The following is an 11,380-nucleotide window of genomic DNA, read 5'->3' on the forward strand; positions in this document are numbered from 1 at the left end:
GCGGTTACTGCCAGCGGGATCAGTTCTGTAACAAACAGGAATGCTGCTACTGCCAGTACACACAGTGTGATAATGGCTGGATCCATAAGGTTCACCTTCCTTTTAATTTTTTCCTCCTCCGCCTGGCCGGATGCGCACCGGGCAGGAACAGGAAAATATGTCCGGAAGATTTTGGACTCATATAAAGTTGATAAAAGAATAATTGCTGAATTCCACATGAATCCAGAACTCAATCCGGAAACAAATTTCCCCTGGCAAACCTGCTATCCTCCTTCCTGTACAGTCCCGGGGTCCGGGCTCTCATCTATGATTCCTTTCGGAAATTACATAGGCATCTATGTTTATTGTATGCATGACCCCTTTATTTTTCAATATGCGCTGATTTCAGCCGTTTTTATGTAATTAATACCTATTTGCACTATTTTTCGTCCAATAAAACTTATTTGCAGTATTTTTTAATGCATTTCGTATGCATTTATCGAAAAAGAAGCCACTAAATGCATATGGAAGAAAGAGAATGCCTTCTTTATACATAGCATACTATCTAATTACATAGCACTCTATGTAATTTTAATTCATCCTTTTCTCCTTTCCATTTGCATTTTAGGTATGTGCTCTTTCTGATTTTTAGGTTATTTGTTATGTTTATTTTTCAGATTCCCAATTTTCCCTATATCATATTTTTTTATATGCCTTTATAATTACAGGCTATACCTCCGGGTGCGATCGAACCGGCACTTCCCCGCTGCCGGTTCCAAAAGAAATGATCCTCAAAACAGCAGCTCCATAAATCCGTCCATAAAATGCAAAAGAACATGTTCTCCCGCGTCTGCAGCGCTTCGGCACCTGTTTCAACATACATCATCCAAAGTCCCGTAAATGCCCTTTCCTGCGATTTCTGCAGGCAGTGAAAAACAAAAAGCATCCTGCATAAGCAGGATGCTTTCTTTTTATGATGCTCTTCATTTTTCTTTGCTGTGGCTGTTCCGTTCCTCTTCTGCAGCCTTTCTCTTGCGTTCGGCTGCTTCCAGCGTTTCCCGGCTTGTGCCGTCATGAAGTTCCACTTCTTCTCCGTGGAAGTCTTCGCCGGTCAGTTCATCTTCACGTCCGCCCATTTCCGTACCTTTCTGGCGGAGCTGCTTGATGCCTTCTTCAAAGGACATTTCCGGATGTTCCTTGAAATATCCCTGATCCCGCAGCTTCTTTTCCATGGCCTTATAGGTAAAGGTAACCACTTCTTCCTGGGGAATACGGATCTGCCCGGGCATGCGCTGTTCAAATTCCTTCCAGAACTCTTCGGAAGCCTTCATGAGCACGCGGCCTACTTTCTTATCGCTGTCGATATCATAGAGAAGAGACCAGATGGGCCGGTTATCCAGCTTGGCATATTCATGGAATGTATACCGGTAGGTTACCGGTTTCATGAGCTGGTTTTTAAAATGATGGACGCCGAAGATATCCTCATAGGGAATGGACAGCTCCTTTTTGTGTCCCACGCCGGTTTTCAGCATATAAAGCCGATCCTTTTCCAGACGGTACACTGTCCTGGTCAGCACGGTGTCCAGCAGCCACCAGAGAAGGGCCAGCTGCATGCCCAGGTCGATAACCGGCACGCGGTGATGAACAATGCCCCAGTATCCGGTCCAGCATACATAGGCGCCCCACAGGATGAAGGCAATCACCACAAGAAACAGGTAAGGCCGGTAGAAATAAGAATGGTCGACGAAATCCTTCGTCATCGCTTCATTTGTCTTTGCCATCCAATAAACTCCTTAAAGCAAAAGCACGTAACGAATGTAACGAGACTATTATATCATTTATTTTCTTATATGTCTCTATCTGTAATTAAACTGGGCAGACCGGTGAATCGGTGCGCAGAGAGAAATCCCTGTCAGCCGTTTTGCCCCATTCTGACGGGAACCAATCCGCAGCCGGGCAGGGTGCAGAAAATTCAGTACTTCATAGAAAAGCAGCATGAATTTCATCAAAAAAGACGCCCCCGCCGGAGCGCCTTTGCTGTTTTATCCATTATAGGTCCAGTCCAGAGGCGGAATGCCCAGATAGAAAAGGCCCATGCCCAGCGCATAGACGAAAACGCCGATGACGAAAAACTGGGCTCCCACAATCAGCACACCCCTGGTAATCGCCAGCGGGCCGTGGTAGTTGGGATCCATGAAGGTATAGGGATACAAATGAGATTTCCCATGGGTTACAATCGTCACCCAGGCGCGGAAATAAACAAATACCACATAAAAAGCAGGATAAATCATCCAGGTAAACATGGTATACCAGTGCATTTCCCTCTTGTCTACGAAGAATATGTAATCCACCAGCATGAGGATAGGGATGAAGTAGTGAAATATGTAGTTGTAGAAAGAAAAATGCTCATAGCTGATATCATTCAGCTTGTGAGTACGGATGGCCCCCGGCCTTACGATAAGATGATACATGAGGGAAAGGGTGCCCAGACTGGCAGCTACAATGTAGCGGCAGTCCGCCGTATACAGAAAAGGCACATCCACCCGGAAAAGAGTCGCTCCCAGCCAGACCAGGAAAAGGGTAAATGTAGAAAATGTATAATACTGTATTCTTGACCAGAAAACAAAGGGTGTGAGCACCTTGTGCTTCATCAGCAGAATCAGCCCCAGAATGAGCAGAATAAACACTGCCCAGCGATAGATCAAAGCCGCCGGCATATAACCTCCCAGAACAAAGCTATGACTTATTGGATAACCTATAACATCCGGTCATAGTTTCCCAAAAACAGAAAAAGGGCCCAAGGCCCTCTTTGAACCACATCCCCCGGAAAGAATCACTTGCGGTGCTTCCGGTTCTTCCGATTCTGCCTGCGCCGGGCCTCTGCCCGTATCTGGCGGATTTCTTCCTTTTCCCGAACGGCTGCTTCCGCCGCTTCTCGCTGCTGCTTCTTCTGCCGGTAATTATACACATTAATGACAAGGCAGACTATAATCATGGCTAAGATTGCCACAGACCGCGTATTCACGCCGCTGTTAATGATATTCCAGACGCCAAACGCCACTGCCACGCCAAATAAAAGACCACGTGCTCTCATTCTTATAAATCTCCTTTATCCAAGTTCCGCCAGCTGCGAAACAATAGTATATCATTGTTATGATAAATGATTTCTCCCTTCATCGCAAGGGGAAAATAAAAAGGGGCGGCTGAGCCGCCCGGATTCAGAGGATGCAGAGAGGAATGTCTCACCGGTCTTAAGAAATACAGTGACAGTGGTACACTGCCGACAGCTCCTTCTGCTCACAGTGTAATCATGAAATGGCCAATCAGCATTTCCAGTGCCCTTTTCACGGTCTGCTGAAATCGTTTTTCCGCCAGTTCATACACCTCATGGGGAACGATGGCTTCACTGTCCGTCCGCTTGGCCACCACGCCGCAGATAGAACCGGCTGAAAGCCCCATGACAGAAGTCAGAGTAAAGAGAGTCGCATTTTCCATTTCAAAGTTTGTACAGCCCAGAGCACGGTATTCCGCCAGGCTTCCCTGCAGACTTCTCCGGACATAGCCGGAAAAGCTGTCATAGCGCTCCTGTCCCGGCCAGAAGCTGTCAGTGGATACGGAAATGCCTGTCCGGTAAGGCACCTTGAGCTCTCTGGCCGCCTCTTCCAGAGCCATGGTTATCCGCATGTCCGCCATGGCCGGATACTCTATGGGTGCATACGCCTTGGACGCCCCGTCCATCCGGACAGCGCCGCGGTTAATCACCACATCTCCCGGATTGATATTTTCCTGAATGGAGCCGGTGGTGCCTACACGGATAAAAGAAACAACTCCCAGCCGGGCCAGTTCTTCCACGGCAAACGTAACGCAGGGCCCGCCCATGCCGGTGGACATGACCAGTACAGTTTCCCCTGCCACCCTCGCTTTCCAGGTGGTGAAGTCCCGATGAGACTGCACAAAAACAGCCTTATCATCCAGTGCCTTTGCCAGCCCTTCCACCCGTCCCGGATCCCCGGGCACCAGGGCATACCGCGCACCTTCCGTCATCTCCGGAGAAAGGCCGGTATGGTACATAATTTCATGAGGTAATGCGTAATGAGGCATACTGCTTTGTTCTCCTTACTTTTATCAATCAATAACCCAGACAGCTTTATCTATGAAGGTTCAAAAGGTTCAGAGGGTTCTTAAGGTTAACAGGCTGACAGCTTGAGGGCTGCTGCAGGCCCTGCAGACGCATTTTTAAGCGTCGTTGCGTGCTGTTTTTCCGCCCTTGACCGTCATTCTGAGCGTCAGCGAAGAATCTCGGTCCATGACGCATTTTATGCAAAAATACTTAAATACCGGCACGTCGGCCTTCGAAAATGCAGCCTGGTCTTTCTATCGCCTTATTTTTTCTCTTTTTTCCCCTTTTTCCCTTTCTTTCCCTTCTTCTTGTCTTTCTTTCCGTGCTTCTTTCCCTTCTTTTCCTTTTTGGAGAGAAGTTCTTCCGCTTCAGGGAGGGAGCGGGCTTCGCTGATGGGGATCATGTCCTCTTCATCAAGGTTCCAGTCTCCTTCGATGTTGTCTGCATCGTCAGGATCTCCCAGCGTATGGGTCTTATATTCCAGATTCATGTCTTCATCCATGGAATCCGTTTCCTGGCCTTCCTCGCTTTTTTCGGCCAGTTCCGCAAGAATATCCATCATTTCATCCGCCAGCCGGGAAATCTGGCGGATTCTTTCCTCCTCTGCCGGACGGAAATCCGGACTGGGAGAAAGCATATAAGTCCTGAGAAAAGCCTGGTTGTCCTTCAGGTCCCGTGTCAGGTTCTGGAGACGTTCCTTTAAGGAACCTTTACTGCCGTCATTACTGCTCATGTTTTCCTTCCTCCTCTTCTTTTCCTCTGGTGACAAGCACCTTGTCTACTCTCCGGTTATCGCAGTCCATTACTTCAAAGGTAAAGCTGCCATACCGGGCTTTTTCTGTTTCCTTGGGAATATACCCCAGGAGATAGGTGACAAATCCCCCCAGGGTTTTATAATATCCTTCCGCTTCTCCGGGAAGCTCATCTTCTATATGGAAATACTCCCGGAAGTCGTCAATGGAGCAGAGCCCTTCCACCAGCCAGGAATTTTCCGAGCGGCGGATAAACTTATTCTGCTCTTCCAGTATATCTTCTCTGTCTCCGGGCATATCCCCCACGATTTCCTCCAGCACGTCATGAAGGGTAATCAGCCCGGACAGGGTGCCGTATTCATCAATGACAATGGCTTCATGGACACCGCGGCTGCGGAAAAGTTTCAGCACCTTGGTGAGCGTCAGCGTTTCCGGAATATATACCGGCGAATGAACGGTTTCCATAATGGACTTCTTCAGCGCCTTCCCCGGATGGGCATGCTGATCCAGCAGGACCTCCGAAAGGTCCGCCAGCCCCTTGAAATCGTCCAGGGATCCATTTCCTACAGGAAGACGGAAATGGGAGGTCCGCATCATGTCAGACCATATCTTCTTTTCACTGTCCTCCAGGTCGATCCAGTCCAGCTGGGGACGGGCCGTCATGCAGTCCGCCGCCGTCCTGTCATTCAGCTCAAATACATTATCAATAATTTCCGGTTCTTCCTTGTCAAAAGTGCCGAGCTTGGCCCCCTGCTGCAGAAGAACCTTGATTTCCTCCTCCGATACAGGCTGCTCTCCTCCCATATGGATTCCCAGAAGTCCTACCACAGTTTTGGTGGACCAGGTGGAAAACAGAACAAGAGGCTTGCACACCGTTGCCATGAGGATCATGGGACGGGCTACAAAGCAGGCCGCCTTTTCCGGAATGGCAATGGCAATCCACTTCGGCGCCAGTTCGCCGATAATGAGAGAAAAATAGGTGACCAGCATCATTACGGCCACCATGCTCACCGCCTGGGCATAGGGCGCCAGAGGCGGAAACTGGGCCAGCACCTCTCTCAGAGGCCCCGAAAGGGACGCACCGGAAAACATACCGGTAATGATACTGATGGTGGTAATCCCCACCTGGATGGTAGAAAACAGCTCCTCCTTCCGCTCTGCCAGCCGAAGGGCATAGGACGCGCTCTTATTTCCTTCGTCAATCATCTCCTGGAGCTTCGTCTTCCTGGCTCCTACAATGGCGATTTCCGCCAGGGAACAAACACCGTTGGCCAGAACCAGCAGAACAATCACTAAAATTTCAAGCCATATGTGGCCGTCATCCATATTTTTCTTCTCCTTCTTTATCAAATACAGCGGATGATATCTGGCTTCATTATATCATGAATAGAGAAAAGCGGTTCTAAAGAAACGTACCGGTCAAAGGACTGCGGCTCTGCCGGAAGGTGTGGAAACGGAGGGTGCCGCAGGGAAAATCTTCCGGTCCTGCCGGTCTGGAATTTGACGGCTGTCTCACCGTGTTCTGAGAAGCAGGCATTTTCTCATTTTTTCCACGTACAGCGCATCATCAAAAAAGACAGGCACCCCTGTTTTCAAAGGGCGCCCGCCTTTTTTACCATTTGTCTCAATCTTCCATACTCATGGATCCCAGGGACCGGGAGCAGGAAACTTCCCTATTTTCTTGGATTCCTCTTATCATCATACATTTTCTTGTCCATTTCCGTAATCAGGCTGTCGATGTCATGAATGGGAGCGGTGCGCAGGGCACATCCCATAGCAATGCTGAGGCCCTGGAGGTGGAGCTTTTCCTTCAGTTCCCTTTCCAGCTGTTCTGCCTTCTCTGCATCCCCGTCTTCCAGAACCATGATGAATTCGTCGCCGCCCATGCGGAAAGCCCGTTTTCTTCCCACCATGGCAGCCATGATGCGGCTCAGGTTGACGAGGGCTTCATCTCCTGCCTCATGGCCTTTCGTGTCATTGATCTGCTTGAGTCCGTTCATATCGCCGAAGAAGAAGGCCACCTGCTTTCCCTCCGGAAGGGCCCGGACACACTCCATGAAGGAGCGGCGGTTCATGAGGCCCGTGAGCTGATCCACATGACTGATCTTCTTCAGTTCATCCATGGTATTCCGATTCCTGAGAAGGATGGCGGCAAAGCGGGTAAGCGTTGCCAGAAGCGGACTGGCTTCCTTCATGGTCTTTTCCGAAGGATTGACAATTTCCGTATAGCCCAGGGATTTTCCGCCGGTAATCAGATGGCCGGAAATGAGCCGCTTCAAGCCGGGCCGGTAGAAGGAGCCGGTGAGTCCATAGTCCCTGGCTGCCTGCTCCACATCATCAATGATAGCGACCTGGTCAGGACCGAAACGGTCGTAAATGGGCTTTGCCAGTTCCATGGGCACATGCTGGTACTGTGCCATGGTGGGCGCAATGCCTTTCCGGCACCATTCGTAGGTGTTTTTCAGCGTCCCGTCAGCCTGTTCTTCAAAGATGCAGGCCTTTTCCGCTTCCAGAATTCTTCCTGTCCTGGCCAGCATGTGCATCAGGCCTTCATGGGGACTGCCTTCCGACAGGCCTGCCTCGATGGCATCGTTGACGGCGATTTCCTTGAAAAGAAGATAATTCTTCTTGTACTCCCTTTCCACGTAGCTTCCCAGGTTCACCGCCGTCTCAAAGTGGCAGTTCTTCCCGTGCCAGGAAATCAGGGTATGCTGAATGAGATAATCCCGCCCTGTATTTCTGTTGTGGAAGGTCTGTGTATAGAAGCGGTCCCGCCGGAGAAGCGCCTGGGGACAGATATCGCAGGGCCTGTGATTTCCGCAGATCAGCTCATAGCAGGTTTTCCCCGAATAGTCATAGTCCGCCGGAAGTCCCAGATCCCGGAGACCTGCCTGGTTCATATAGAGAAGGCTGTAATTATCAAGATCGGATATCATGATCTGCTCGCTGCTGGTATCAAAGACCTGTCTGTCAAAGGCAATGCGGTCACCGGTGTAAATGGCTTCTCCGTACTTTTCCCTTTCCGCTTCCATGAGGCGGTAGGCAAGAAGATGGAAAAATTCATCCACATTCCTGGCTTCCGAGCCCAGCGCCAGGGCATACTGGAGGAAGGGCGTCACATTTCTGCCGTCCACCTGGTGGATGCTGTGGATCCTGTTGGAAAGATCCAGCATGCGCCGACGGATATCCTCTGTATTTTCCATTTTCAAAAGGACGCAGAACCGGCCGCTGCCCAGATGAGCCAGGGATTCGCGGTGCCCGAAGAAGCGGGACACTTCCTCTGCCAGACGGTGAAGCAGTTTTTCCCGAAGTACCGGGCCGTAAATGCTGCCGGCCCTGTCCAGCTCCGGAATATCCATAAAAATGCCGCCGTAATTTTCCCCATGGGTTTTGTAGTTGGCATAGAAAGCAAGTCCTGACATGAACAGGCCTCGATAGTTTGAAAGCCCCGTTTCCGGATCTTTGAAAGACAGCTGCCGATTTTCCAGCTCCAGCCGGCCCTCATTTTCCACGTCTGTAAAATAGCCCGCCAAACCGGCAATTTCATTGCCCTCATACACAGGGAACTTCGTAGCCCGTATGCGGTGCACCTTTCCCCGAATAATGCAGTTTCCCATGACACGGCGGGAAATGATGCCCTTTGTCAGCACCTTTTCCTCTTCGCCCCGGTAACGGCTTCCGTCAATGTGCCACCCCATATCTTCATCCGTTTTTCCCAGAATATCCTCCTGCTTCAGTCCGTAGCATTGCAGAAAAGCCTGGCTGGCTCCCAGGAAGCGGCGGTTCCTGTCCTTCCAGAAAAAGCAGATTTCCGAAGAAGAAGCGAAGGCGGAGAGAAGATTCTTCCCCTTTTCAAGGGTCTTTTCCTTATCCGTAAGGAAACCAAAGGATGCGGCATAGTCGGAAAGCACCCTGTCCCGGTCATCGGCATTGTCCAGCACCGTATCCTTTACGCCGAGAATCACATCGCCTCCGCCGGAAGAGCCCATGAAGGCAAAATCAAACTCCTTCCAGCGGAAGCTGCCGTCTTCCGTCTGCAGGCGGAGCAGGCCGGTGACTGCATTCCGATTGGATTTCTTTCCTTCCCTTTCCAGATAATCCCAATCCATGAGCCTGTGGAATTCCTGTCTGTCCTTTTCATGGATGAACTGTTCCAGTGTGAGGAACCGTTCCATAGGTATGGTATCCCCGCTTTGGGCAATGCGGTTCATGGACTCCACGACCTCCACCCGGTTTGTCTCTTTCCGAAACACATAAAGGCCGTCATAGATGATGAACAGATGACGAAGGAGCTTGTCCATATGGCTGGTCAGTTTCATTTCATCCCGGTCAAACATATGGTAGTATTCAAACTTCCCTGCGCAGATGCCCTCTTCCGCCGCCAGCACCTTCATGGAACAGTGCACATACTGCCCGTGAAAGACATAATTGATAAACTCCGCCTTCCCGCTGCGGCTGGACCGGCCGATCAGTTCATGGAACTGGTGTGCTGCCGGTGCATCCAGCTGAATGACCCGGACACCGTCTCTCATGAAGTACTGTGCCGTAAGAAAAGAAGCGGCCCTGCGGCTGGCCTGGTTCTCCAGGAGAATGCCCAGATTCTTTCCGTCATAGATAAACATGCCGGCAGGATTTTCGCTGATCACATTGGCCAGGCCCACCTTATCCAGAAGAGACGCCTCCGACGCCGTTTCAATATCCATCTGCCGGGAAATGACACTGCGGTAGCTTTCCTCGTAGGGCAGGGGCTTGCTGTAATAGTAGCCCTGGATCTTTTCACAGCCCAGATTTTTCAGAAATTCCGCCTGCTCCTTCGTTTCCACCCCTTCCGCCAGGGTATGGATGCCCAGCTTCTTGGCCATGAAGATGATGGAGCTGATAATCCTCCGCCCCTGGTCATTCATGTTTTTCTGGAAAGCCATATCCAGCTTCAGCGTGTCAAAATGATAGGACTTCAGCACATTGAGGGATGAATAGCCGCTGCCGAAATCATCCAGCCAGCATTCATAGCCGGCTTTCTGGAAACGGCTGATTTCCTTTTTCAGCCTTCCGCTGTTGCTGTTCAGGGCGGATTCTGTGATCTCTATATGGAAAAAATTCCGGGGCACTTCATATTTTTTCACCATGCTCTCTACAAGAGCAAAGGGATTCATGGTTTCAAAATCCATGGCTGACAGATTTACGGAAATCGGAATAAAAGGACGGCGGTTTTCTTTTAGAAATACGTACAGTCTGGCTATCTGCTCAATAACATAGGCATCCAGACGGTGAATGAGACGGGCCTCCTCCAGCACCGGCACAAAAACGGAAGGCATAATGCGTCCCCGCTCCGGATCCTCCCACCGGGCCAGGGCCTCCACGCTGGAGACCTTCCCTGTAAAGGATCGTATGATGAGCTGGTAGTACACTTTGATATATCCCTTTTCCAGGGCCTTGTCAAAATTTCCCAGTACATAAGCCTTGTCTGCCAGATTCTTCCCCATGGATTTTTCATAAAAGGCCCAGGTTCTTCCGGCATCGTCCTTGATCGAATCCGCTGCGATTTTGGCCATGTCAAAGAGGAGGTGAATGCCGTTCTCATTCACCTCTACAGAAGAGGAGTCAAAAATATGGACTCCTGCCTTCAGCCGTACGGAAGAATCTTCTGTATACCCTGCCACCTCCCGGGCCACTGCCTCAATGCGTTTCGATACATCCTGGTGAGGCGCCAGCAGAGCAAAAGTATCCCCCGTGAGATGGGCAATCAGCGCATGGGGGAAATGAACACGGAGCCGATCCGCCAGAAAATGGATCAGTTCATCTCCTGCCTGCCGTCCATGGGTGGAATTATACACTTTGAAATTGGTCAGATTGAAATATACAGGCGCCCTTCCGCCAAAGATGTGATGTTTGACATCTTCCTCAGCCAGCCGGGTAACGGCAGGATAAAAGGTCTCCCGGTTCATGAGAAGCTCCGTTTCCTCTATCTTCTTCTCCGCTTTCTTCCGGCAGCGGATGCAGGACAGGCACCATACCTTCCCCAGGGACGCTACCTCTTCTTTCCCCACCATACCTTCAGCAGAAAAAGCCTCCCCGTCACGGGAACGAAGGAAAAAATGGAAAGATGCCTCTCCCACCGCCTCATACCGCTGGCGGAGAGGGATGTACTTCACTCCCGTGAATGCCTCAAAAGAATTTCCCCGCCAGGAAACAAGCTCCTGAAAGGAAGATGCCCCCATTATATTCAGAAAAGCCCGGTTTGCATAAAGCACCCGTTCCTCGTCATCCATGGAAACGAAACATATCCCGCAGGGCAGCCCCTCTACCACTGCACATACCAATTGACCGCAGTCATCGCTCATATGTATCATCCTGCCTTATGCATATAAAGGCCCCTGTCCTCTGTCACTGGAATCTGTCCTTCCCGGGCCGTAAAATGGACTATATCTATAGTATGCTATGTTGTACGCTGTAATACTATCTGATATTAATCTTAATCCTGATGTAAATCATTATATCACTACCCCCCCGAAAAACAGTACGGAAAGAG

The 11,380-nt window shown here is 50.3% G+C and carries 8 protein-coding genes; all 8 read right to left on the minus strand.

Annotated features, from left to right (window positions below; translation table 11 throughout):
• Positions 1-962: 962 nt before the first annotated feature.
• The 8 genes from ACI4N7_RS09315 to ACI4N7_RS09350 all read right to left on the minus strand — a co-directional run bounded on the left by ACI4N7_RS09315 (position 963) and on the right by ACI4N7_RS09350 (position 11,201).
• Positions 963-1,760 carry a hypothetical protein gene (locus ACI4N7_RS09315; protein WP_439733086.1) on the minus strand — a complete coding sequence of 266 codons (798 nt, stop codon included), beginning with the start codon at positions 1,758-1,760 and terminating at the stop codon, positions 963-965.
• 75 nt (positions 1,761-1,835) lie between these two features.
• Positions 1,836-1,985 (minus strand): hypothetical protein, encoded by a 150-nt coding sequence (locus ACI4N7_RS09320; protein ID WP_439733087.1) that lies wholly within the window; start codon positions 1,983-1,985, stop codon positions 1,836-1,838.
• A gap of 36 nt (positions 1,986-2,021) precedes the next feature.
• Complete coding sequence (locus ACI4N7_RS09325; RefSeq protein ID WP_439733088.1) at positions 2,022-2,696, minus strand: Pr6Pr family membrane protein; 675 nt, start codon at positions 2,694-2,696, stop codon at positions 2,022-2,024.
• A gap of 116 nt (positions 2,697-2,812) precedes the next feature.
• Positions 2,813-3,073, minus strand: a complete 261-nt coding sequence (locus tag ACI4N7_RS09330) for a hypothetical protein (RefSeq protein ID WP_439733089.1) — start codon at positions 3,071-3,073, stop codon at positions 2,813-2,815.
• 203 nt (positions 3,074-3,276) lie between these two features.
• Positions 3,277-4,080 (minus strand): uridine phosphorylase, encoded by an 804-nt coding sequence (gene udp, locus ACI4N7_RS09335; RefSeq protein ID WP_439733090.1) that lies wholly within the window; start codon positions 4,078-4,080, stop codon positions 3,277-3,279.
• 281 nt (positions 4,081-4,361) lie between these two features.
• A complete protein-coding gene (locus ACI4N7_RS09340) occupies positions 4,362-4,832 on the minus strand; it encodes a hypothetical protein (RefSeq protein ID WP_439733091.1) in 471 nt (156 codons plus the stop codon).
• On the minus strand, positions 4,822-6,177 hold the full coding sequence (locus ACI4N7_RS09345; protein ID WP_439733092.1) for a hemolysin family protein: 1,356 nt from the start codon (positions 6,175-6,177) through the stop codon (positions 4,822-4,824). Before ACI4N7_RS09345 ends, ACI4N7_RS09340 begins: the two co-directional genes overlap by 11 nt.
• Before the next feature lie 347 nt (positions 6,178-6,524).
• A complete protein-coding gene (locus ACI4N7_RS09350; RefSeq protein WP_439733093.1) occupies positions 6,525-11,201 on the minus strand; it encodes an EAL domain-containing protein in 4,677 nt (1,558 codons plus the stop codon).
• Positions 11,202-11,380 lie beyond the last annotated feature (179 nt).

It is taken from the genome of Dialister sp., assembly GCF_051885895.1.
Lineage (GTDB): Bacteria > Bacillota > Negativicutes > Veillonellales > Dialisteraceae > Dialister.

Excerpts from the sequence above, each read along its gene's own strand:
- ACI4N7_RS09315 (WP_439733086.1), bottom strand. The coding sequence starts at position 1,760 with ATGGCAAAGACAAATGAAGCGATGACGAAGGATTTCGTCGACCATTCT.
- ACI4N7_RS09320 (WP_439733087.1), bottom strand. The coding sequence starts at position 1,985 with ATGAAATTCATGCTGCTTTTCTATGAAGTACTGAATTTTCTGCACCCT.
- ACI4N7_RS09325 (WP_439733088.1), bottom strand. The coding sequence starts at position 2,696 with ATGCCGGCGGCTTTGATCTATCGCTGGGCAGTGTTTATTCTGCTCATT.
- ACI4N7_RS09330 (WP_439733089.1), bottom strand. The coding sequence starts at position 3,073 with ATGAGAGCACGTGGTCTTTTATTTGGCGTGGCAGTGGCGTTTGGCGTC.
- udp (WP_439733090.1), bottom strand. The coding sequence starts at position 4,080 with ATGCCTCATTACGCATTACCTCATGAAATTATGTACCATACCGGCCTT.
- ACI4N7_RS09340 (WP_439733091.1), bottom strand. The coding sequence starts at position 4,832 with ATGAGCAGTAATGACGGCAGTAAAGGTTCCTTAAAGGAACGTCTCCAG.
- ACI4N7_RS09345 (WP_439733092.1), bottom strand. The coding sequence starts at position 6,177 with ATGGATGACGGCCACATATGGCTTGAAATTTTAGTGATTGTTCTGCTG.
- ACI4N7_RS09350 (WP_439733093.1), bottom strand. The coding sequence starts at position 11,201 with ATGATACATATGAGCGATGACTGCGGTCAATTGGTATGTGCAGTGGTA.